This is a genomic window from Acidobacteriota bacterium, assembly GCA_038040445.1.
GTDB lineage: Bacteria > Acidobacteriota > Blastocatellia > UBA7656 > UBA7656 > Onstottus_A > Onstottus_A frigus.
Genome location: JBBPIG010000013.1, coordinates 128093 through 151809, shown reverse-complemented (window position 1 = coordinate 151809; position 23717 = coordinate 128093). Strand labels below are relative to the sequence as shown.

21 protein-coding genes are annotated in these 23717 nt (G+C 57.7%); 15 read left to right on the top strand and 6 right to left on the bottom strand.

The annotated features are described in order from the left end of the window. The first annotated feature begins 293 nt into the window (after positions 1 to 293). The 4 genes from AABO57_15705 (at position 294) to lysC (ending at position 5699) form a co-directional block, all read left to right on the top strand. A complete protein-coding gene (locus AABO57_15705; protein ID MEK6287186.1) occupies positions 294 to 1835 on the top strand; it encodes a sigma 54-interacting transcriptional regulator in 1542 nt (513 codons plus the stop codon). Between the two features lie 208 nt (positions 1836 to 2043). Beyond that, positions 2044 to 3552, top strand: coding sequence for an ammonium transporter (locus AABO57_15700; protein ID MEK6287185.1), 1509 nt, complete (start codon positions 2044 to 2046; stop codon positions 3550 to 3552). Between the two features lie 27 nt (positions 3553 to 3579). Further along, positions 3580 to 3807, top strand: coding sequence for a hypothetical protein (locus tag AABO57_15695; protein ID MEK6287184.1), 228 nt, complete (start codon positions 3580 to 3582; stop codon positions 3805 to 3807). Between the two features lie 509 nt (positions 3808 to 4316). Further along, the gene (gene lysC / locus AABO57_15690; GenBank protein MEK6287183.1) at positions 4317 to 5699 is read left to right on the top strand and encodes a lysine-sensitive aspartokinase 3; all 1383 of its coding nucleotides are present in this window, start codon (positions 4317 to 4319) and stop codon (positions 5697 to 5699) included. A gap of 29 nt (positions 5700 to 5728) precedes the next feature. Here lysC and AABO57_15685 read toward each other — a convergent pair whose 3' ends face one another. The 4 genes from AABO57_15685 to AABO57_15670 form a co-directional block, all read right to left on the bottom strand. Next, positions 5729 to 6202, bottom strand: coding sequence for a hypothetical protein (locus AABO57_15685; GenBank protein MEK6287182.1), 474 nt, complete (start codon positions 6200 to 6202; stop codon positions 5729 to 5731). Further along, a complete protein-coding gene (locus AABO57_15680; protein MEK6287181.1) occupies positions 6189 to 6458 on the bottom strand; it encodes a hypothetical protein in 270 nt (89 codons plus the stop codon). The genes AABO57_15685 and AABO57_15680 overlap by 14 nt, the downstream gene beginning before the upstream one ends. A gap of 73 nt (positions 6459 to 6531) precedes the next feature. After that, positions 6532 to 6948 (bottom strand): transcriptional regulator, encoded by a 417-nt coding sequence (locus AABO57_15675; protein ID MEK6287180.1) that lies wholly within the window; start codon positions 6946 to 6948, stop codon positions 6532 to 6534. After that, a complete protein-coding gene (locus tag AABO57_15670) occupies positions 6932 to 7321 on the bottom strand; it encodes a type II toxin-antitoxin system HigB family toxin (GenBank protein ID MEK6287179.1) in 390 nt (129 codons plus the stop codon). Before AABO57_15670 ends, AABO57_15675 begins: the two co-directional genes overlap by 17 nt. A gap of 275 nt (positions 7322 to 7596) precedes the next feature. Here AABO57_15670 and AABO57_15665 point away from each other — a divergent pair, with 275 nt between their 5' ends. The 5 genes from AABO57_15665 (at position 7597) to metH (ending at position 14865) form a co-directional block, all read left to right on the top strand. Next, positions 7597 to 9426: a bifunctional homocysteine S-methyltransferase/methylenetetrahydrofolate reductase gene (locus AABO57_15665; GenBank protein ID MEK6287178.1), complete on the top strand. Its 1830-nt coding sequence runs from the start codon at positions 7597 to 7599 to the stop codon at positions 9424 to 9426. Positions 9427 to 9663: 237 nt separating this feature from the next. Continuing rightward, positions 9664 to 10167, top strand: a complete 504-nt coding sequence (locus AABO57_15660) for a YbjN domain-containing protein (protein MEK6287177.1) — start codon at positions 9664 to 9666, stop codon at positions 10165 to 10167. 93 nt (positions 10168 to 10260) lie between these two features. Continuing rightward, a complete protein-coding gene (locus AABO57_15655) occupies positions 10261 to 10857 on the top strand; it encodes a hypothetical protein (protein ID MEK6287176.1) in 597 nt (198 codons plus the stop codon). Between the two features lie 13 nt (positions 10858 to 10870). Further along, positions 10871 to 11236 carry a hypothetical protein gene (locus AABO57_15650; GenBank protein MEK6287175.1) on the top strand — a complete coding sequence of 122 codons (366 nt, stop codon included), beginning with the start codon at positions 10871 to 10873 and terminating at the stop codon, positions 11234 to 11236. A gap of 32 nt (positions 11237 to 11268) precedes the next feature. Next, positions 11269 to 14865, top strand: coding sequence for a methionine synthase (metH, locus tag AABO57_15645; protein MEK6287174.1), 3597 nt, complete (start codon positions 11269 to 11271; stop codon positions 14863 to 14865). Between the two features lie 213 nt (positions 14866 to 15078). Here metH and AABO57_15640 read toward each other — a convergent pair whose 3' ends face one another. Beyond that, positions 15079 to 16167: a hypothetical protein gene (locus tag AABO57_15640; protein ID MEK6287173.1), complete on the bottom strand. Its 1089-nt coding sequence runs from the start codon at positions 16165 to 16167 to the stop codon at positions 15079 to 15081. Between the two features lie 270 nt (positions 16168 to 16437). Then, a complete protein-coding gene (locus AABO57_15635) occupies positions 16438 to 16854 on the bottom strand; it encodes a PEGA domain-containing protein (GenBank protein MEK6287172.1) in 417 nt (138 codons plus the stop codon). A gap of 197 nt (positions 16855 to 17051) precedes the next feature. Between AABO57_15635 and AABO57_15630 the strand changes: the two genes are divergently transcribed. From AABO57_15630 to AABO57_15605, 6 genes are all read left to right on the top strand, one after another. Continuing rightward, positions 17052 to 17759, top strand: coding sequence for a DUF2071 domain-containing protein (locus tag AABO57_15630; GenBank protein MEK6287171.1), 708 nt, complete (start codon positions 17052 to 17054; stop codon positions 17757 to 17759). Between the two features lie 146 nt (positions 17760 to 17905). Next, entirely contained in the window at positions 17906 to 18859 is a 954-nt protein-coding gene (locus tag AABO57_15625; GenBank protein MEK6287170.1) for a D-alanyl-D-alanine carboxypeptidase family protein, read from the top strand. Between the two features lie 189 nt (positions 18860 to 19048). Then, positions 19049 to 20731 carry a tRNA lysidine(34) synthetase TilS gene (gene tilS, locus AABO57_15620; protein MEK6287169.1) on the top strand — a complete coding sequence of 561 codons (1683 nt, stop codon included), beginning with the start codon at positions 19049 to 19051 and terminating at the stop codon, positions 20729 to 20731. A 34-nt stretch (positions 20732 to 20765) separates the two neighbouring features. Continuing rightward, positions 20766 to 21275 carry a phosphoribosyltransferase family protein gene (locus tag AABO57_15615; protein MEK6287168.1) on the top strand — a complete coding sequence of 170 codons (510 nt, stop codon included), beginning with the start codon at positions 20766 to 20768 and terminating at the stop codon, positions 21273 to 21275. 193 nt (positions 21276 to 21468) lie between these two features. Beyond that, positions 21469 to 23382 (top strand): ATP-dependent zinc metalloprotease FtsH, encoded by a 1914-nt coding sequence (gene ftsH, locus AABO57_15610; protein ID MEK6287167.1) that lies wholly within the window; start codon positions 21469 to 21471, stop codon positions 23380 to 23382. A gap of 114 nt (positions 23383 to 23496) precedes the next feature. Beyond that, on the top strand, positions 23497 to 23717 hold a 221-nt coding region (locus tag AABO57_15605; GenBank protein ID MEK6287166.1), incomplete at its 3' end, for a Synaptonemal complex 1.

The following is a 23717-nucleotide window of genomic DNA, read 5'->3' as shown; positions in this document are numbered from 1 at the left end:
GACGCTACGGGGCTCTTGCCTAGAGCAATGCCAGTACCATAGTTGGCCGATTCGCGGATCAGAGTTCGTTATTCGGTTATGCAGAGTGAGAAGATCAGCGATCAGAGCATAGGAATGAACCTTGCTCTCTAAAACTATTTGCCTGTTGCCGCAGAAGCGCGTGTGAGGGCCATTGATTGAGCGACTAGCTCACTGCGCGCTTCGATCTATGCATTGACTGACCCGTCACCCAGCGACAATAATGTCGGGACCTTGGGAGGAGATGACAATACTGTAGGATTCGATGTCGAGCGATGGCTACGAGACCTGATCAGACTGGTGAGATAAGAAAACTGACGACGCTTGTCGAAATCAGCCAGGCGTTGTCGGGGACGCTCGATCAGAGGGCCGCCCTTCATCGTGTTCTGGAGATTCTCGAGAATGACCACGGTTTTGTCAGCAGCGCCGTGACGCTGCTTCGCCCTGACTCGCGTGAAATCTACATTGAAGCGGCGTGCGGTCTTACCCCGGAAGGCCGCCGGGCGCGCTATCAGTTAGGCGAGGGAATTACCGGACGGGTCGTCGAAAGCGGCAAACCAGTTGTCGTCCCGCAGGCCAGTAACGAGCCGCTGTTCCTGGGGCGCGCAGCCCAAACAAAGAAGCTGAGCCGGCAAGAGATCACCTTCATCTGCGTGCCGATAACCCTGAACCGCAAATCGGTCGGGGCGTTGGCGGGTGTGCTGCGGTACAAGAAGGATCGCGACTATGATCGGGCGGTCAAGTTCCTGCGAGTAGTCGCTTCGATAATCGCTCAGGGGCTCAAGGTCCATCAGATGGTTGAGCTCGAGAAGCAGCGCTTGCTCGACGAGAACATACACCTTCGTCAGGAGCTTAAGCAGCGTTACGACTTCTCGAATATCATCGGCAACAGCGGCCCGATGCGGCAGGTCTACGAGCAGATCTCGCAGGTTGCTCCCACGAACACGACGGTCTTGATTCGCGGTGACTCCGGCACCGGAAAAGAAATGATCGCGCATGCGATTCACTACAATTCGCCGCGTGCGAGCAAGCCTTTCATAAAGGTAGCTTGTGCGGCCCTACCGGAGAGTTTGATCGAGTCGGAGTTGTTCGGCTACGAGAAGGGCGCGTTCACCGGAGCCAGCAGCCGCAAGAAGGGCCGCTTCGAAATGGCCGAAGGCGGAACGCTCTTTCTGGATGAGATTGGCGAGCTGAGCCAGGCTACTCAGATCAAGCTGCTTCGCGTGCTTCAAGAGCGCGAATACGAACGCCTCGGCGGTACCGAAACAATCAAGTCGAATGTGCGCCTCATCGCGGCAACGAACAAAGATCTCGAGCGGGCGATACGCGAAGGCGTGTTTCGCGAAGACCTGTACTACCGGCTCAACGTATTCACGATCTATCTCCCGCCTCTCCGTGAGAGGAGGCCTGACATTCTCGAACTGGCCGAGCATTTCGTTGACAAGTACGCGCGCCAGCATCACAAGCGCATCAAGCGGATTTCAACGCCGGCCATCGATATGCTGACTTCTTATCACTGGCCGGGCAACGTGCGCGAGCTCGAGAACTGCATAGAGCGCACGCTGCTGGTATGCGACGGAAACGTAATTCACGGACATCATCTGCCACCCACGCTTCAGACCGCCTCGGCGAGCGACACGGTGACCCGGCTGTCGCTGACATCCGCCATCGAGGCTTACGAGAAAGACCTGATCCAGGACGCGTTGAAGACCGCTCGCGGCAACCGTGCCCGGGCGGCGAAGCTTCTCGATACCACCGAGCGAATACTCGGTTACAAGGTTAAGAAGTACACAATTGACTGTCAGCGCTTCCGCTAGCCGCGCAGCGACCCACAATTTTGTCGGTGGAGATTGCGATGCCGACAATTCTGTAGGTTAGCCTAACTTACACCTCTCCTCCTCCGCTGAGAAACCCCAAGAAAACGTTGCGATCCGAGCGCATTAACCTCGCTTGCACGTGGCATACAGGTTGCCGACGACTATTGGGCCATTGGCCTGCGGGGTTCGACTCTTGTCGGAGGTGCTAATGAGGCTCACGAGGAGATTTAGTGTTCTGGTTTTTGCAGTGCTGGCGATCGGCTTCCCGGTAGCAGCCTATGCTCAGAACAAGAGCGGGGACGATCAGATCAAGAAGCTTCAAGACGCCGTGTCCGCGGCCCAGGGATCGGCCGACAACGCATGGATGCTGGTGTGTTGCGCCCTGGTTCTTCTGATGACCGGGCCCGGCTTGGCTCTGTTCTACGGTGGGCTTGTGAACCGCAAAAACGTGCTCGCCACGATGATGCAGAGCTTCGTGTTGATGGCCGTGGTGACGGTGTTGTGGTTCGTTTGCGGATACAGTCTGGCGTTTGGCGAAGGCGACGCTGTCATTGGCGGTCTTGGGCACGTTTTGCTCAGAGGCGTGGGAATCGCGCCCAACGCTGACTATGCCCCGACGATCCCGCACCAGACCTACATGATGTTTCAGTTGATGTTTGCGATCATCACGCCTGCGCTGATAACCGGCGCATTCGCCGAGCGCATGAAGTTCAGCGCGATGCTGGCGTTCACAGTGCTATGGTCGCTCTTCGTCTACGCCCCACTTGCGCATATGGTATGGGGCAAGGGCGGGCTGCTGAATGCGACCTTAGGCGGAAGATTTCCTGCTTTGGACTTCGCCGGCGGAACCGTAGTTCATATTAGCTCGGGAGTCTCTGCGCTGGTTTGCGCGATCTACATTGGTAAGAGGATTGGCTACCCATCTCTCCAATCTCCGCCGCACAATCTGATCCTCAGTTTCATAGGAGCGTGCTTGCTTTGGGTCGGCTGGTTTGGCTTTAACGCCGGCAGCGCGGTTTCAGCGGGGGGCCTTGCGACGACCGCTTTTGTCGCGACGCACTTCGCTGCGGCGAGCGGCGCGCTCGGATGGATGGCCGCCGAATGGGCGCGGACCAACAAGCCTTCGGTGCTCGGCGCGATTACGGGGGCAGTCGCCGGGCTTGTAGCCGTCACGCCGGCGTCCGGGTTCGTTAGCCCGGCTTCGGCGCTGCTGCTTGGCCTGATCGCCGGTGCTGTTTGTTACGTGATGACCGCGGTGGTGAAGAGGAGATTCGGATACGATGATTCGTTGGATGTGTTCGGAGTGCACGGAGCCGCCGGCACGATAGGCGCGTTGCTGACCGGCGTATTTGCCACGGCTGCAATCAACCCGATCTTCAAAGACGCGAGCGGCAACGCGCTTCCGGTCGGCGCTGTAGACGGGAACCCCCATCAAGTAATCAACCAGTTGATAGCAGTTGGTTTCGCATGGCTGATCGCGGCGGCGGGCACAACCGCCATACTAAAGCTTGTGGATTTGACCATCGGCCTGCGGGTCTCCGAAGAAGAAGAGGCGATAGGGCTGGATCTTACACAGCACGGTGAACTGGCGTACGCTCACGAAGCCGCGGCTGACTTCGCACTGGAGCTTTCGGCCGGTCTCGAAGGTCCGAGTGACGCAATGGGTCATTCATCTGTGGCATCTGTGGCGCCAGTGCTGAGCGAGGCGGGTGACTGAAGCCCGAGCTGGAATAAGGAGCAACTCATGACGATTGATGATGAAAAAATGTACGGAGAATTGATGTCCTTCTTGCTTCAGAGGAGGAGACATCACGGCACGGAAGATAGGTTCAGGGCCTATATTGCCGAGTCGGTACAGGTGCTGGCCAGGGACTTGCGAGACTTCGGCTTGGAGGTGGCCATTGAAAATCGCCTCGCGCGTCCGGTAGCGAGACGCCATGAGTTGAATTCCTTGAGCGTCGGCTGTGAATGATCGTGCCGAAATTGCGTAGCTGGCAAAACGAGGAGGCTTCATAAGCCAGCGGTCGAGAGGGCGTAGCCTCGCGCTCGATTCGATCGCGGCAATCTAAGCACTTCTTCCTGTTGAGCATGTCCTTTCGAGCATGGGCCGCCCGCGTTCATTGACGCGGGCATTTTTTCGTTTGAGTTCACAACCGAGCTTTGAGTCAGTCACGAGAAGGTGATGAACCTGTGTGGTCGCCGCTCCGCTCGGTGTTCAATCAAAACAAACATGACTGACTACCGGGTCCGCGTGGTATAAACGTGAGCTGTCTGCAATCGGCTGGACGGACTGGGGAATAGAAACGAGTGGCGTGTAACGGACATTTCGCCAGTGAAGATGTGGTATCCGCGCGAATCCGTCGGATCAGCGTCATCCGTGGTCTATGCGCGGCTAGCAAAGCGATTCTTCCGAACGCATAGACCACGGATGACGCTGATTCGACGGATTTGCACGGATCTTAAACGAGAACCCAAATTCCCATGATCGTCATGAAATTCGGCGGCACGTCCGTTCAGGACGCGGCCGCTATTATTCGCGCGGCTGAGATCGTTTCGGGGCGTGTGAATCGCGCGCCTGTTGTCGTCGTGTCGGCGATGGCAGGCGTGACTGAGGCGCTCCTTCGCATAGCTCGAGCCGCAAAAGAGCGCCGGCTCGATGAATCGTTGGTGGGCATCAACGAGCTTCGCGAGCGGCACCTGACGACAGCGCGAGAGCTGCTCGCCCGATCGAATGAACCCTCGCTCGAGTCGGTCGAGCGCGAAGTTCAAAGTCAGTTCGCGGAGCTTGAGAACCTCGCTCGTTCGGTCGGTACCCTTGGCGAGCTCACCCCGCGCAGCCAGGACGCGATCGTCTCGTTTGGCGAGCGGCTATCGTCGGTGATCGTGGCGGAAGCGTTTCGCTCGCGTGGAATACCGGCCGAGCTTGCCGATTCGCGGGGCTTCATCATCACGGATGATCGCTTCACGAGGGCGGCGCCGGATATGCAAGAGACAGCTCGCCGGACTCGCGATGTTCTCGAGCCGATAATCAAGTCTGGCCGCGTGCCCGTTGCTCAAGGCTTCATCGGCTCAACCGCGGACGGGGTTACCAGTACGATCGGGCGCGGCGGATCGGACTACTCGGCCGCGCTGATTGGCGCGGCGCTGGGGGCGGAAGCGATCGAGATATGGACTGACGTGGATGGCTTAATGACGGCGGACCCGCGAGTCGTTCCCAATGCGAGACGGATTCGGGTCATCTCGTTCGCTGAGGCCTCGGAGCTTTCATACTTCGGCGCGAAGGTCTTGCATCCGAGCACCGTTCTGCCGGCAGTCGAACGAGGAATACCTGTTCATATCTACAACAATCACAACCCCACCTGCGAAGGCACGCTGATAGTCGCGACGCCTCCCCCGTCGCGCAGTCTTATCAAGTCGATTGCGTTCAAGCGCGGCGTGACGATCGTAAACGTCACCTCGACGCGTATGCTGCTGGCTTACGGATTTCTGCGAACGATCTTTGAAGTGTTCGACCGCCATCAGACTTCGGTCGACGTAGTGACGACTTCCGAGGTTTCCGTGTCGATGACTCTGGACAACACCGATCGGCTCGAGGCGATCAAGCGCGACTTGAGCGGAATAGGCGAGGTAGTTGTGGAACGAGATAAAGCGATCGTGTGCGTCGTCGGCGACAACTTAAAGTTCACGCCGGGGGTCGCGGCGCGGCTATTCCAGGCAATCGAGAGCACCAACGTGAACATGATCAGCCAGGGCGCGTCTGAGATAAATCTGACCTTCGTGATTGATGAAAGCGAAGTGGATCGAGTCGTTCGCCGGTTGCACGATGAGTTCTTTGCTGAGGTTGACGCAGAAGTCTTTGCTTGACCCGGCGTGATTGCGGTTCGTGTGCGGCGCTACGGCTTCCTGTTTTTCAACCAGTACTCCCGAAAAGCTCGCAGCCGGGGCAGCGACTCTCGATCGCGTTGGCGGTTTGCAGCCGTCTTGCTGGCGATGATGTCGTCGAGATGGCACACTGGGAAGCCCTCGACATCGATGTGCCGCCGCCAGGCGTCGTCAAATCGTTCGATGCCGTCGGGAGCGAAGATCAAGTCCAGATCGAACGGTCCGTTCTTCAACTGAACAAAGTCCTTCCCGCGCTCGATCTCCGCTGCCTGCTCTCCGGTCAATTCAAACCCCAACTCACGGAGGGCCGTTACCATCGCGCGACCATTCTCAGGCGAGCGCTCCGGGAAAACATTTGCAACCTGCGTGGTGTCTGAAAATCCCAGCAGGATAGCGCCGGACTCTCCGATGAAGAGGTATCGCACGCCGTTACGGAGAAACGCGTCTCGTATTTCTTGTGCCTGTCGATATTCAAACGCGGCCATAGCCTAACCACGACGGAAGGTTCTCTTCGCACCAACGACGATAGTCTTCCATGGTCTCGAAGGAGCGGTACGTTGCGTCATCCATCACGGGTTTGTAGGTGTGAATAAAACTGTAGCGCATTCTGGTTTCGAGCGAACGTTGAGCCGCCGCCTCGAACTCCGCGAGCCAATCCGGAGGGATGGCCGCGCTCTCGTCCTTAACGTCGGTCAAAGACCGGTTCGGCGATTCCTGATCATCTTTGGTCTCCGTACTCATTGGTCAAGGTGAATCTAGCATGCGGGTAGGACCGCTACAACATCGGTGAGTTGTTGGCGCCAGGCAGATTGACTCAAATGAACAACTCGGACGATACAGAGAAAAACTTCGCGAGGGCCTTCGCCTGAGCCTTACTTGGTCTGCGCTTTCCCCTTACGACTTCGGATGTTACCCCTCTCGAACCTAACACCGGCACAAGATCACGCTGGCGCAGCCCTCTTTCTTCCATCAACGTTTGAATGATTGAGTGCGGCGGCGCTTCAGGAATTGGATAGTGTTCTTCCTCGAACCTTTCGATCAGCGCAAACAGAAGTTCGAGCAGGGCATGCTCTTCGGGCGTGAGCTTCTCTTCGGCCTTCGACATGAGCCTGTCAACTTCAGCCAGCATCCGCTCATTCTCTTTCTCGGTCCTGATCGCTTGCGGGAGAGTCTTCGCAAGCAGCCTGCCGTATTTTCGCGGGTCGATTTTGGGGTTAGCAACCGCAGTCATTTTTCCACCTATCCTTGTTGTACTCGCCGTGGGTTAGTACGTTCCTTATGAATACCTTCTTATTCCTGAAGTGAACCTTGGTAACTAACCGATAGTGATTTCCTTTGATGTTGAAGACTGTGCATACGCCAACCAGGTCCGCATGAGGGAAATCACGCCTGGCGTCTGCCAGACTTTCCCACCGGGCTTGCTTTGTTCTGTGGTACCAGGACTGTAACGGAATCTCAGCGTCGGGGTACTTCTCCCAGAATTCTCTCAAAGCCCTTCGGCTGACTATGCGCAAACCGTTTCCCTCGGCTGTATGCTCACAAAATGAGAGCGCACAGTCAAGATATCTCGGTTTAGGACTATCTGAGTGGCTAGCGCCGGGCATTGACAACGATTGACTCTCTCGGGCACCTAGGTGTATTCTAGCCCTCGTTGACAATTTGATCGTGGCGATTTAAGCAAATTGCTCCACGTAAAAAACTGCTAAACAGTCGGATTCAGCCCCGCGCAAGTTTAGCGCGGGGTTTTTGCTTTTTTGGAATAACGTAGCGCAAGCAGCCACCTTGCGATCACCGCGCGAGCCGAGGGTCGCTCTCGGCGGCAAGTAAGAGTTTGGCGGCGAGCGATCGCAAGCTGGCAGCGTGCGCTACCGGGTTTGCTATGAAAGATTTTCGCGATGCGGTCACTGATGACCGGGTTTACGTCTTCGACGGCGCGATGGGCACGATGCTCTACCAGCGCGGCGTGTACATCAATCGCTGCTACGATGAGCTGAATCTTGCGAGCCGCGATCTCGTGCTGGGCATTCAACGCGATTACGTGAAAGCGGGCGCCGATGTTATCGAAACGAACACCTACGGCGCGAACCGCCTCAAGCTTGCCGGCTACGGTCTCGAGGATAAGGCCTACGAGATAAACCACGCCGGCGCGCGCATCGCTCGCGAGGCGGCGGGCAGCCGCGCTTTCGTCGGCGGTGCGATTGGGCCGCTCGGCATTCGCATCGAGCCTTACGGACCGACTTCGGCACAGGAGGCTCAGGACATCTTCCGTCAGCACGCCGAAGCGCTGCTCGAAGGCGGCGTCGATCTGTTTGTGCTCGAGACCTTCTCCGACACCGTCGAGATTCAACAGGCACTTCTGGCTATCCGCTCAATAAGCGGTCTGCCCGTCGTTGCACAGATGACTATCCAGACCGACGGCAACACCAGCTACGGCACCGCGCCTGAGACTTTCACCAAGCAGCTCGACGAATGGGGCGCCGATGTCATCGGGTTGAACTGTTCGGTCGGGCCGCACACGATGCTTGAAGCCATCGAGAAGATGCGCGTGGTCACCAAGCGAAAACTCGCATCTCAACCCAACGGCGGGCTGCCTCGACAGGTCGACGGGCGAATGTTCTACATGGCTTCGCCCGAGTACATGGCCAAGTACGCCAAGCGGCTGATTCAAGCCGGCGCGAAGTTCGTCGGCGGATGCTGCGGCACCACGCCTGAGCACATCAAGCAAATCGCAAACGCGGTGGCCGCGCTTTCGCCCGGCCGGTCGACCGTGCGCGTGTTCGTGCCTGAAGACAAGCCGCCCGACGTCAAAGTCGTTCCGAAGGCCGAGCGCTCAGGTCTCGCCAGGAAGATCTGCGAAGGCGAGTTCGTTACTTCTGTCGAGATCGTGCCTCCCAAAGGATGCGATCCGTCGAAGATGCTCGAAGGCGTGCGCTTGTTGAAAACGTGGGGCGTCGATGCGGTCAATGTTCCCGACGGCCCACGCGCGCAGTCGCGGATGGGCGTGCTTGCAGTCTCGACGCTGATCGAGCAGGGGGTTGGAATCGAGACGGTCGTTCACTACTGCTGCCGCGACCGCAATCTTCTTGGAATGACAAGCGACCTGTTGGGCGCCGCGGGTCTGGGTCTGAGGAATCTTTTGATCATCACCGGCGACCCGCCGAAGATGGGGCCTTATCCGGAAGCGACCGCTGTGTTTGACATCGACTCGATAGGGCTTGTGAACATGGTGAACCGGCTCAACCACGGGCTCGACATCGGCGGCAACCCGATAGGCGGACCGACGTCTTTCTTCATCGGCGTGGGGGTGAACCCGTGCGCGGTCGATATGGACTACGAACTGCGGCGCTTCGAGTGGAAGGTGGAAGCTGGCGCCGAGTTCGCGATAACGCAGCCGACGTTCGACGTGGGGCAGCTCAAGAACTTTTTGAAGCGAATCGAGCATTGCCGCATTCCGGTGATCGCGGGCATCTGGCCGCTTGTGTCTTATCGCAACGCTGAGTTTCTGGCTAATGAAGTACCCGGCGTCGTAGTGCCCGAGTCAGTGCTCAGACGCATGGAGCGAATCACGGAAAAGGATGCGGCTCGCGAAGAGGGACTGGCGATCGCGCGCGAGACGTTGCTCGAAGTGCGCGACATCGTTCAAGGCGTGCAGGTGTCCGCGCCGTTCGGCCGGGTTCAGTACGCGTTGGATGTGTTTAGTGTGTTGTGAATGGGAATCGGTTCAGGGTTCCGGGTTCAGAGTTTGTGGTTCCGGGTTCAGGGTTCGTAGTTCCGGGTTGTGGTTCGAAGTTCCGGGTTTCGCAACCCTGAGCATTGAACGCGGGACCCTGAACGAGCCGACGCTTGAATTGGCTTTGGCGGCGATGATAGGTTGGAGAGCTTGAGCAGAAAGTGATCACGGTGGGTTAGAAGGATCGCGCGACGTTAGCTAGGGGTCGTTTTGTTAATGAAAAGGCGAATCGCCATTTCGGTTCTGGCAGCCGTTGTGCTCGCTGGGGGAGCAAGCGGGGCGCAGCAGCAGGGGATCACCAAGCAGACGTTGCGCGGGTACTTCGACAAGATGGGCCTGCGCTACGTGGCTCATCCGAAGAATCCCGAGGCGTTGGTGGTGCCACGCAGCGACAACCGGCACGCTGAGCGGCTCGACCTTTATGTTGAGACTCGTCCGGACCATTCTCTGGTCCTTACGGTCTATCCGAAACTCCGCGGACGGTACTTCAGCCTCGCGCGGGCGACTGATAGAGAGAAGTTGCTTCAGCGGTTGCTGGAAGCCAATCATCGAGCATTCGCGACGTTCTTCGTCGACGCTCAGGGAGACATCGGAGCGCGCTTCACGTTCACGACTGAGAACGGGCTCGGTTATGAATCGTTCAGAGCGGGCGTAACCGAGTTGCTGCGAACCGCCGACGAATACACGCCGATACTCGATGAGTTCATGCGCAAAGAATGAAGCGTGGGCGTTCAAGCGTCCCGCGGGGTTCGTTAGAAGTCAACGGGTAGAGAGCAGGCGGGACGCCTGCGCTCCAAGGCTAAGGTAGGTGCTATGAGCAAGTTTCGAATCGCAGCCGTACCAATCGTGCTCGCATTGATTGCGGGACAGTTGCTTGCGCAGCAGGTTGATCCAGCCCAGACGCCTCCGCCGAAAGTGCCGCGGCCCAAGCTCACGTTCACCGATCGCATGAAGCAGTACTTACAACGCACCGGGTCCACCGTGGATGTGAGCAAGAGCACTCCGGATATGGTCGTGTCTAACTACCCCGAGGTGAAAGGCGGAAAGGTCACGATCGTGTTGGTGAATGACCGGCGGAGGAATCTGCTCGGCTTCTACATCTACAACTTTGGCAACCTGAAGGGCAGCGCAAACAAAGAAGAAGTCTACAAGTATCTGCTGGCGGCTAACGATGCGATAACGATTGGTAGCTTTTTTGTCGATGGCGAGGATGACATCGGCTACAAGTATCTGGTGAGCAGCGCTCAAGCGATGAACCAGGCCGCTTTCGAGTACGCGTACTTCACCATGGCTGCAGTGGCCCGCGAGCGCAAACCCGAAATCAAGAAGCTGCTGGGGCCTGTCAGCGACCGGGACGAGAGGCCTCCGGATGTGAAAAAGGCAGGGGAAGAGAAGCCACCGGGAGATTGAATCGCTAAGACTCATGAATCCAGTAAGAATATTACTCGGCTATCTGATAGCGCCGTTGGCAGTGCCTTTTGCCTTTATCGCTCTCGACGCGTTAGGTGGTTCATTTCGGCTGCGAGAATTTCCGTCGATTCTCTTGCTCTATGGAGTCTTCCCCTATCTGATAGCGACCCTTTTCTTTGTGCCGTTGATGTTCATTCTTAAAAGAGCAGGGAACCTCGGTTGGGTATATTTTGTCGTGGCTGGCGGCATTGGTGGTGTGGTTGTTGCCCTGATATCAAGCGTGGTTTCCGAGAGCAACGCAAGCCTCTACGTAGCTTTAATGCTTAGCGGCGCGTTGTCGTCCTTAGTGTTTTTCAAGATCGCAATGAGCGATAGCTGAAGCAGTGGTAACTAGACAGCAGGCCTTTGAAGATGACTGAGCGACAGGAACGCACAAAGTTACTCGAAGTATTGCTCGCCGAACGCATCCTCGTACTCGATGGTGCGATGGGCACCGCTATTCAAGCGCGCTATCTCACTGCCGAGGATTTCGGCGGCGCTCAACTCGAAGGCTGCAACGAGAATCTTGTGCTCACCCGTCCCGACGTCGTGCTCGATATTCATCGCGGCTACCTTGAAGCCGGCGCCGACATCATTGAGACCAACACCTTCGGCGGCACCCCGATCGTCCTTGCCGAATACGGGCTGCAGGATCAAGTTCACAAGCTGAACGAGACCGCGGCGCGACTGGCAAAGCAAGCAGCGGCTGAACTCTCGACCACGAACAAGCCGCGATTTGTAGCCGGTTCGATGGGGCCGACAACTAAAGCCATATCCGTCACTGGCGGGGTGACTTTCGATCAACTCATTGAGAACTTTCACGATCAAGCGGCGGGACTGGTCGCCGGCGGCGCCGACATTCTCATAGTCGAAACCCAGCAAGACACTCGCAACGTGAAAGCCGCGCTCGTAGGCATCTGGCGATTGTTCGATGAGATCGGATTCAAGGTTCCTCTGATGGTCTCCGGAACGATCGAAGCGATGGGAACCATGCTCGCCGGTCAAACGGTCGAGGCGTTCGCGACTTCAGTGATGCACGCGGATCTATTGTCAGTCGGGTTGAACTGCGCGACCGGGCCCGAGTTCATGACCGATCGCATACGCAGCCTCGCCGAGCTGGCTGAGACGCGCGTCTCGTGCATACCCAACGCGGGATTGCCCAACGAAGACGGCATCTATCTCGAAACTCCAGAGAGCATGGCCTCGACATTGAAGCGCTTTGTCGATCACGGATGGATCAATCTGGTTGGAGGCTGCTGCGGCACGACTCCGGCGCACATCCGCGCGCTCGCGCAGATGGTCGAGGGCGCGCGCGCGCGCGTTCCCTCGAAACATCAACGAGCTTTGTTCTCGGGAATCGACTTTGTCGAAGCCAGCGACGACCAGCGCCCGTTGATCGTCGGCGAGCGAACAAACGAAGTCGGCTCGCGAAAATTCAAGCGCCTGATCACCGACGAGAAATATGAAGAAGCAGCGGAGATCGCGCGGCAGCAAGTCAAAGGCGGCGCGCAGATTTGCGATGTGAACCTTCAGAACGCCGACCGCGAAGAGCTTTACGACGTGGACCGCTTTTACGAAAAGATGATCCGCGTGGTCAAAGCGCCGACCATGATCGACACCACCGATCCGGTCGCGATCGAGCGCGCGCTCACTTACTGTCAGGGCAAGTCGATTATCAACTCGATCAACCTCGAAGACGGCCTTGATAAGTTCGAACTAGTCACGCCGCTCGCCCGCAAGTACGGCGCGGCGCTTGTCGTCGGGTGCATCGACGAAGATAAAGAACAAGCCCAGGCCATCACGCGCGAGCGGAAGCTCGAAGTCGCGCGGCGCTCAGTTAAGCTGCTCAACGAAGACTACGGCATCCGCACTGAAGATATCATCATCGACCCGCTGGTCTTTCCCTGCGCGACGGGCGATCAGAACTACGCCGGCAGCGCGGTCGAGACTATCGAAGGCGTGCGGCTGATCAAGCAAGAGATCCCTTACGTCAAGACGATCCTTGGCATCAGCAACGTGTCGTTTGGTTTGCCCGAGGCGGGAAGGGAAGTGCTGAATTCGGTTTTTCTGTATCACTGCACCAAGGCCGGGCTCGACCTGGCGATAGTCAATTCAGAGAAGCTCGAACGGTACGCCTCGATCCCCGAGGCGGAGCGGCGTCTCTCCGAAGACCTGTTGTGGAATCGCGGCGATGATCCGATCGCCGCGTTTGCCGCGCACTTCCGCGGCGCGACCTCGAGGCAGAAGAAAAAAGCGAGCGATCTGCCGCTCGACGAGAGGATCGGCAACTACATCATCGAAGGAACGAAAGAAGGCTTGCTCGCCGACCTGGAGTCAAAGCTCAAAGAAGCCGCGCCGATGGACATCATCAACGGGCCGCTGATGGCCGGAATGTCCGAGGTTGGCCGCCTGTTCAACAACAACGAGCTGATCGTCGCCGAAGTGCTTCAAAGCGCCGAAGCGATGAAGGCGGCGGTCTCTTATCTCGAACAGTTCATGGAGAAGAGCGCCGACAGCTCTCGCGGCCGGATCATTCTGGCTACGGTGAAAGGCGACGTTCACGACATCGGCAAAAACCTGGTCGATATCATCCTGTCCAACAACGGCTATCAGGTGGTGAACCTCGGAATTAAAGTTCCGCCCGAAGTCTTGATTCAAGCCGTGCGCGAACACAAGCCGGACGCGATCGGTCTTTCGGGTTTGTTGGTGAAGTCCGCGCAGCAGATGGTGCTGACGGCTGAAGATTTGAAAGACGCGGGAATCGATCAGCCTTTGCTAGTCGGCGGGGCAGCGCTATCGGATCGCTTCACCCGCGGGAAAATCGCGCCGGCCTACGGCGGCACTGTGGTGTATGCGAACGACGCGATGAACGGGCTGGACATTTTGAATCGCTTGATGAACCCCGAGTCGCGCGCGCGGCTCGAGGGCGAGCTGCTCGAACGAGACCTCGGTGCCAAGGCTCCGGTGGCGGTTGTAGTCGTGGACGAGACCGAACAACGCAGCTCGAAGATTTCGCTCGACGTTCCGATTCTTCCTGTGCCTGATCTGGATCGTCACGTGATCGAAGTGGAAGACCTCGACGACGTATGGAGCTACATCAACCCGCAGATGCTCTACGGGCGGCATATGGGTTTGCGTGGCAAGTTCACCGAACTGCTCGCATCCGGTGATCGTCTCGCTCGGGAGCTTGAAGAGACGATCGACCGAGTAAAAGAAGAATGCCGCGCGGGTGCGATGCGACCGCGAGTCGTCTGGCAATTCTTCGAGGCGGAACCCGCAGGCAACTCTATTAACCTGTTCGGCGACGTTCAGAGTTCAGCCTTCAGGCTGCCCGAGGTTCAGAGTTCAGCCTTTAGGCTGCCCGAGGTTCAGAGTTCAGCCTTTAGGCTGCCGGACCCTTCCTCGGCGTCCTCCGCGGTTGAGAATCCCGTCGCAACCTTCCGCTTTCCTCGGCAACGCAAGGAAGACGGCCTCGCGCTGAGCGATCTCGTCTTACCCGCGGGCTTTGACGGCTCGACCCGGCGCCGCGATCACATCGCGCTGTTCGTCACGACTGCCGGCGAAGGCATCCGCGAGATCGCCGAAGAAGCGAAGCAAGCGGGCGAGTACTTGCGATCATACGCGCTTCAAGCGTTAGCGCTCGAAACCGCCGAAGCGGCCGCCGAATGGTTGCACGCTCGTCTCCGCCGAGCGTGGGGGTTTCCGGACTCGCCCGATCTGTCACGCCAGGCGTTGTTTCAAGCGCGCTACCGCGGCAAGCGATATTCATTCGGCTACCCTGCGTGTCCCGACCTGGAATCGCAAGCGGGGTTGTTCAGCTTGTTGCATCCTGAAGAGATTGGCGTTCAATTGACCGAAGGCTTCATGATGGAACCGGAAGCGAGCGTCTCGGCTTTGGTATTTCACCACCCGGATGCGACTTATTTTTCGGTAGGCGCTCAAGAACTCGCCGAAGCCACTGCCGATTGACTGCTAGTGAGGGAGGGATATCCGCGCGAATCGGCCAAATCAGCGTCATCCGTGGTCTATGGGGCGCTGGCAATGGCATTAGTAACTCACAGACCACCGATGAAACGGGTTTTGACGGATTCGCACCGATTAGTACTGCATCAGATCGCAAACGGCAAGGGCCGGCTTTAGGCCGGCCCTTTGTGTTAGCACAGGTGTTTTTTCGTGCAAGGTCTAATAGGCTACGAACGGTTCGGTGAACACCTTTCTAACCCGCACGCCGTTGATTCGCTTTGGCACTTTCGCCGAGATCCCGGTGGTCACGTCGATGTAGACGACTATGGACGCCTCGGTCGAGCCGGTGTCCGATGCTCCGATGCCGACGCCGATAACTCCCGGACGCGACATCAAGTCGTACTCCCGGGCTTGCATGACCTCCATCGCACGATCGACGGACTCACTCGAAAGCTCGGCCTCCTGCGGGTTATCCGACACCACCGGTTCCAGAATCGAAGCTGTGCAGGCGCCGCCTACGAAGCTTACTGGAGTTCCAAGCGCAGTGGTAAGCCTCGAAAGCACCAGTCCAATGGGATTGGCAATCGTCGACGAACTGCTGCCTGCGAACAGTAACGCGACCGGCTGACGGCAGGTGGCGCTGTTGTTAGACACGATCAGCGAGCCCGAGTCGCCGCCGGCGCTGAAGGTCGTGCTGTTGATCACGACCTGGTTGGTGTAAGAAACCACAAACTTCTTACCAGATCCACAATTCTTTTGATATTGAACGTTCACGCTGGTGTTGATGGACCCAATGGTGCCGGTAGTAAAGCCAGTGGTCCGGCCACTCTTTGCCACCGCCAGCCCGACGGTTGGAGTTTTAACCACGCTGCTAATCGTGCCGATGTCTTCTATTGAGCCTGAGGTGTTCATTGCGCCCGAACGTAGCTGGGCAATGGCCGCATCGACGTTTGAGCCGAGCACAGGCGCGGTTGTGAAATCCGCGACAATCGGTGGCAACTGACAGTTGTTGTCTATCCGGCCCGGTTGCGATATGTCCTCTCCGGAGGCCGCCTGATCCCCGCGCGCCAGCACGTGGTTGTTGCTTAGAATGTAGTTAACGCCGCCGGCGGTGACGAGCGCGCCTAGCGTTCCGCTGCAGCAGAACCGTGCAGTGATGTCGTTGACGTTGCCACCCGACACACCGAAATTAGTATTGGCGACCTGATGGTTTGCTCCACCGTCCGCGAACAGCGACGGGGCGATGGTCAGCGCAGAGACGGCAAGCGTCAGAACTGCGAAGCGGCTAAACAAAACGAACCTCTTCATTGTGATAACCTCCATTTTCCGAAGTGAGTAACTCCTCGCGTTCGAGTGTGCTTCAGACCTCGAACGAAAGACGAGCGATCTGTGAGTGGCCCTAGACTACCAACGATCTGGCAGGAGTGTCAATGGTTCGAAGCGGTTTATTTTGTCAGTCAAGGAGCAGGCCGAGTCGCCGGCATGCTGCTTACGGGGAGGCGACCTTCGCTTAGTGGCCGGCCTGTGAACCAAGCGACAATAAGCTCGCCGAGCCGCCCGGGGCGGATGCCGTCTCGATCACTGTTTCTTAAGAGTCGCGCTAATCTTCACAGCGCGGCCTGCCTTTACCTCAACATCTTTTTGGAAAGACTTGTAGCCGGCCTTCTCAAGATCAACCGTGTATTTGCCGGGCTCCAGACCAGTGATGGTCGAAGGAGTCGACCCCTTGGGTCTGGGCTCGGCGTCGGTGGGCACGAGCACGATTCTCGCTCCAGTGGGGACCGAACTGATCTCGATCGTTCCGGTCGTGGTCTGATCCGGTTGCTGAGTCGGCTTGTCTGCGGAGGAATTGGTTTGCGGCGCGTTCGACTGCGCCCGGTTAGCGTTGCCGTTGCCCTGATTGCTGTTGGTTGGGGCCGGGCTGGTGCAGGCTATCGCGAATGCGCAGCTCCCAGCTAGAAAAAACAGAATCCGGATGTGAGACCTTAACTTCATGCTTTTATCTCCACTCTTAGTGAGGGGTTCCTGTTTGCGTGCGACTCGAGCAGTAGGTGATTGCTTGTGTTGGACACCGACGTTTAGCCTACAACACGAGTCCACCGACTGACAAAGCGCGACGCTTGTGAACGGTCGTTCCGGTGTACATACTGAATAGCGGCGTACAACCTGGCGCCCGAGGGAGTCTTGGATCAATGACAACCGGCAAACAAATTCAATTGGTCATGCGCGAAATGCTTTTCATTAACTGGGCCGTGTCGCCCGAGGTCGTGCGCAAGCGAGTCGATGAGCGATTGGAAATCGACACAAAGACCGACTCAACCGGCCAGGCGGTCGCTTTCGTTTCGGCGGTCTGTTTCCGCGTGGCTGAACTGCGTTCGAGCGTGCTCCCGCTGCCCGGCTTGAGCTTTGAACAGGTGAGCTATCGAGCCTATGTGCGAGCGGGCGAAGTCCCCGCAGTCTGTTTCCTGGATATGAAGGTCAACTCGCGGATGATCACAGCGCTGACCAGCTTTATGAGCGTGCCCGTTCACTACGAGGACATCGACATAGGAACCTCGCGGGGCGAAACCGGGCTGCTACGTTACGAAATCAAATCGGCGGGGCTTCGGGCCGAGGCGATAGTTGGAGAACAACCGGCAAGCGCGGGGGTAGATTGGGAGATTGCGCCGGACTTCATAACCGAGAGATTTGTTGGCTACGCAGGCGCCGGCAACGTCGTGTTCAAGATTGAATTCGAGCAACCGGGGCTGGATGCCGTCCGGGCTCACGTTCAGAACGTCGAGGCGGCGAGTCTGCAACGGCTCGGGTTGTTGTCTCCGGATGAATCGGCTCAGCCTCATTCTGCGTTCTACGTTCGTGAGGCTTTGTTCGGAGCCAACACGCCGACTCGCATCGGCTAGCGTCATTCGTGGAGCGCCTGGTGAAATCTCCACCTCGTTGCGTTTCTGTTCTATCGATACTAGATCATTGAGTCAGGGGGAAGGGATCAGTTAGTATTTGTCTACGGCGTCATGAGAGTCGCAGGGGGAGTCACAGGGGAGTAACAATGAGATCGCGTAGAGTTATACTTGCCGGCGTGATTGCTGTATTTGCGATCGGAATCGTAGTTGCCAGCTTCGATGCAATCGCTCAAAGCAGAACTGGGAGTTCGGCGGCCGGCAAAACGGCTTCGGCGCCGGCCCAGGGTGGAATTGTGCGACTGTCGGCGCGATCGAAGCCGGCTCCTGAAGCCTCTTCCAGGGAAGCCGCTCCGGCAGCATTCGAGGGCGCGGCGCTTCTAAATGTTCAGCTTCAAGCCACTCTAGACTGGACGTTCGGCGGCAAGCAGCAACGAGGTTGGTACCTTTACACACCTTTGGTTGCGAATTTGATCGGGGCTGAATCCGGTGGCGCGGCGAGCGAGTTCGCAATGCGGCTCTCGCTGTGGCAAGAACAGAAGGCCTTTGAGCCAACCGGCGTATTGGACAACGGCACGTGGTCGCAAATGATTTCGACGTTCCAGTCACAGAGGCTGAAGAACAAGAGCTATCCGACCGCTGATCAGTTGGTCACGCTGCCGATTTCTGACTGCTATGATTCCTCGAGGCCGGAGGAGCTTCGCAAGGTCGAGCGCGAAACGTTTGCTGCCTACAAGCGTCTGGTGGCGGCTGCGGCCGCGGAGTCATCACTCGGGCTACAAGTTGCCGGCGACGGTCAGCTTGCTTTGAGTGAGAAGTTCCTGAAGATCATTTCGGCGTACCGCTCGCAAGAGTATCAAGATGAACTCAGGCGGCAATCTCCGAACAGCGGACGCGCAGGACTTGCGTTCAACAGTCCGCACTCAACCGGGCGCGCTCTTGACCTCTATGTTGGCGGCGAACCGGTAGACACTAAAGACGAGAACCGCGCGCTTCAAACCCAGACGCGCGTTTACCGGTGGCTTGTGAAGAACGCCGCTCGTTTCGGCTTCCAGCCTTACTTCTACGAGCCGTGGCACTGGGAGTACACCGGTACAAGATAGCGCACGCAACAAAACTAAAAGATAAAAGTAAAAAGCCAAAGGCTGAAGCAGGCCGCGCCCAGGAATCTTTACAGACACCTTGGGCCTTTTGCTTTAGGGCCTGTTTGCACTACCCGCCGCATCGTGTAATGTTTTGAGCACGTGAGCACGACCTTCAACACAGTGCGACGCTTCATGGAGCGACACTCGATGCTTGACGGCGCGGCCGGAGTACTCGTAGCAGTGTCGGGTGGTTCTGATTCGATTGTCCTACTCGATCTGCTAGTGCGGCTTAAGGCAGGGGTTGGGTGTTGGGGGGCGGGGGGTGGCAAGAACCGAGAGGCAGTCTCGGTGGAAACGCGGGTGAATAAGAGTTCCAACCCCCGACCCCCGACCCCCAACCCCCGCATTCACGTTGCCCATCTCGATCACAGGCTGAGGGGCCGCGAGTCAGCCGAAGACGCAGAGTTCGTGCGGGCGCTTGCACATAGTCTCGGGCTTCCGATCACGATTAACTCGGTCGACGTACGCGCGGCTGCGGAGGCTTGCGGCCGAGGCATCGAGGAGATAGCGCGAGAGGTTCGATACGACTTCTTTCTTGCCGCCGCTCGCGAAGCAGGGTGTGATCGCATCGCGGTTGGCCACACAATGACCGATCAAGCCGAGACCTTCTTAATGCGGCTCATCCGCGGGGCCGGCTTGCGTGGTCTCGCCGCTATGCGCCCGGTTTCAGAGCTTCCCGTTTTTCGCCAAGAGAAGGCAGAAGGCAGAAGGCAGAAGGCAGAAAGCGAAACGCAGAAAGCAGAAGGCAGAAGGCAGAAGGCGGACAACGAATCTCTGCCTTCTGCCTTCCGCCTTCTGCCTTCTGTTTTGCCTTCGGCCTTCCGCCTTCTGCCTTCGGTTTTACTTATCCGTCCGCTGCTCTGCATCACGCGCGAGGAAGTCGCCGCGTATTGTAGGGAGCGAGGGTTCGAGTACAGAACCGATAGCACTAACCTGGATCTGAAATACACGCGCAACCAGGTACGTAACGAGGTGCTTCCAGCGCTCAGGGCGATCAATCCGCGAATCGTCGAATCTATTGCCCGAGCGTCAGAGAACATCGCCGGCGATCACGACGTGTTAGACCATCTCGCATCGGCGCTTCTCAAGAAGGCCAGTCTTGCGTCAAACGCGCAAGCTGTTGATAGGGCCACAGCCGCTTACTCGGTCACAGAGCTTCTGAAACAGCCTGCCGGAATGAGGCAGCGGATGATTATCGAAGCAGTCAGACTCACGCGGGCCGGTGCAACCGGTGAGAAGGGCGGGGACGCCGGCGAAATCACTTCGGCGCATTTTACAGCCGTCGAGGCCTTACTGGAACCCAACGCGAGCGGCAAACATGTTACGCTGCCCGGTACTCTCGAAGTATGGCGCGAGTTCGACGCACTCGTTCTTAAACCGCACGCGCCCGACATCGCCGGCGTGCCGTATCAAATAGCGATCAGCCCGGCATGTCCGGATGCTGAAGCGGGCGGCTTTGCCTTAACACTCCGCCGCGGTCAGTCCAGTGACCTGCTTGCGCCGACGGTTGAAGAAACGCAGCGTGAGGCGAAACGGAACGGACGAGACTGGATGATGGTAGCGCTCGACGACGATGCGTTGCCGGAGAGTCTGATCATCAGGTCGCGGCGCGCGGGCGAGCGCGCGCACGTCATCGGACAGCGACGAACAATAAAGTTGAAAAACTTGATGATTGATCATAGAATCCCATCCAGCCGTCGATCCACCTGGCCACTAGTGACGACCCCGGACGGCTGCTACGTCTGGTCACCGGGGCTGCCCCCAGCCGTGAAGTACGCCGCACATGATGAGAGCAACGGCCTTGCCATAATGCGCGCTTCAGCCATCTGATTTCGCCGCGGGGATTCGCGCCCGAGGAGCTACAATGGAAAAGACTCTCCGAGTATTACGCTCAAAAGAAGAAATAAGAGACCGCATAAGCCAGCTTGCCGATGAAATTCGCGCGGTGGCTCCGGCTGGTGAGCTGACAATCGTCGGCATACTCGACGACGCTTTCGTGTTTCTGGCCGACCTGGTTCGGGCGCTCGACATCCCGATCAATTGTTGTTTTATGAAGGTCACTCGTCACCGCCACGGCGGTCAGAGCGAGGTGCTGTTCACCAGTGAATTCGACCCGCGCGGACGCGACATACTTTTGGTCGAGGCAGTGGTAGCGACCGGCGTGACGCTCGACTACATCACCGAACACCTGGCAACGCGCGGGGTGAAATCCTTGCGCACCTGCGTGCTCGTAGATAAACCAGGGGAGCGGCGAGTGCAGGTCAAGCCGGACTTCGCGGCCTTTCAAACCGACGAGGGCTTCATCTTCGGATACGGATTGGGAATTCAGAACCAATACCGCCAGCTTCCGTATCTAGCAGTGATGGACGAATGAAGGAATTGCTGATTGCCGATTTCCGATTGCGGATCGCCGAAGAGGTCAGGTTCACCGCTGTGACTCCAGAATTCCCAGCCGGCAATCGGCAATCGACAATCGGCAATCAGGGGGCGCTCATTGCGCATCATAGGGGTGTAAGTTAGAATTTATTCAAGGCGCCGGCGGCGCTCGTTTTGATTGGAGGTTTCAAGTGAACTCAACGGTCCGGCAGATAGTATTCTGGGTTCTTATAATCGGTGGCGCATTTCTTCTCTACTCGGTGTTCTCGGGCAGGAACAGCCCGAAGGAAATGCCGCTGAGCTACTCTGCACTTCTTGAAAAGGTCCAGAACAAGCCGACTCAGGTCAAGAAGGCTCAGCTCGAAGACGGCCACGGAATTAGAGGCGAGCTGGTGACCGGCGAAACCTTTACCACCGAACTTCCCAACTCGTTCGTCCAGGCGGACATAGCCAAGCAGTTGAAGGAAAGCGGCGTCGATGTTTCGTTTAAGAGCACTTCGTCGAGTCAATGGCTTTTAGGGCTGATCAGCTATGCGCCGCTTCTCGTGTTCATCGGCTTGTGGATTTTCATGATGCGCCAGATGCAGTCGGGCGGCAACAAGGCGCTTTCTTTCGGCAAGTCTCGCGCGAAGCTCTTGAGCAATCAGCAGAAGCGCGTCACTTTTAAAGACGTCGCCGGGGTCGAAGAAGCCAAAGAAGAGTTGCAAGAGATCATCGAGTTCCTGAAGGAGCCTCAGAAATTCCAGAAGCTTGGCGGGCGAATTCCCAAGGGCGTGCTTATGATGGGCCCGCCCGGCACGGGCAAGACGCTGCTTGCTCGCGCAATCGCCGGCGAAGCCAACGTCCCGTTCTTTTCAATCTCCGGGTCCGATTTTGTTGAGATGTTTGTCGGCGTCGGGGCCAGCCGGGTTCGCGATCTGTTTGAGCAAGGCAAGAAGAACGCTCCGTGCATCATCTTCATTGACGAGATCGACGCCGTCGGGCGTCATCGCGGCGCCGGGCTCGGGGGCGGTCACGATGAACGCGAACAGACCTTGAATCAGTTGCTGGTCGAGATGGACGGCTTCGAATCAAACGACGGCGTTATTCTGATAGCGTCCACCAACCGGCCTGACGTGCTCGACCCTGCGCTGCTGCGTCCGGGACGCTTCGACCGCCGGGTCATCGTACAGCGGCCCGATGTTAAAGGCCGCGAAGGCATACTCGCGGTTCACACGCGAAAGATTCCGCTCGGCGACGACGTTGACATAAATGTTGTGGCTCGCAGCACCCCGGGCTTTACCGGGGCCGATCTGGCGAACCTCGTGAACGAAGCTGCGTTGAGCGCCGCGCGCTACAACAAGAAGGCCGTGTCGATGAAGGACTTCGAATGGGCGAAGGACAAAGTGCTGATGGGGGCCGAGCGCCGCTCGATCGTTATGTCGAACGAAGAGAAGCGCAACACCGCTTATCACGAAGGCGGCCACACTCTGGTGGGGATCAAGGTCCCGAACGCTGACCCGATTCATAAAGTCTCGATAATCCCGCGCGGCATGGCGCTGGGCGTCACAATGCAATTGCCTGAGGCAGACCGCTACTCGCATACCCGCGATTACCTCGAAGGCCAGATCGCGATTATGATGGGCGGCCGAATCGCCGAAGAGGTTTTCCTGAATCACATGACCACCGGTGCGGCGAACGACATCGAGAAGGCCACCGAGCTTGCGCGCAAGATGGTGTGTGAGTTTGGAATGTCGAGCCTCGGGCCGATCACCTACGGCAAGAAGGAAGAGCAGATCTTTTTGGGCCGCGAGATCGCTCAGCATCAAGACTACAGCGAAGACACCGCTATCAAGATCGATCAAGAAGTGAATCGCTTGATAATTGATCAGTACAACCGCGCGCATCAGATCATTGTCGAGAACAAGGACGCGCTGGTGCGGCTGGCGGAAGCGCTTTTGGAGCGCGAGTCGCTCGACTCGATTCAGATTCGGCGACTGGTGGCCGGCTTGCCTCTCGATGATGACGAGCCCACACCGGCTCGCGAGGATATGCCCAAGGCCGAGGCGAAGCCCTCGATGCTGAATCCGATCAGCCCGCCGGTACCGGGCGGCGCACAGGCCTAGAGAATCGACGAGCAGCGGAGGGCTATTGCTTCTGCTGCTCGTTTGTGTCAGAGAGAGTAAGGGTCTTTAAACTTCCTGGGTAAATGTGTACAAACCATGAATCCGGAGGTTCCGATGAGCGACGAAAACGATACAAAGCGGTTGACTGAGGACGATGGATTGCTTGCGGGGGATGCTTTGCTCCACGCTGTGCGTCGAGACATGCAAGGCATGTACGGGCTAGTCAAAGCGCTCGATCAAAAGGTTGAGGCTGTTGATCAAAGGGTTGAGGCTCTCGGTACAAAGGTTGAGGCTCTCGATGCAAAGGTTGAGGCTCTCGATGCAAAGGTTGAGGC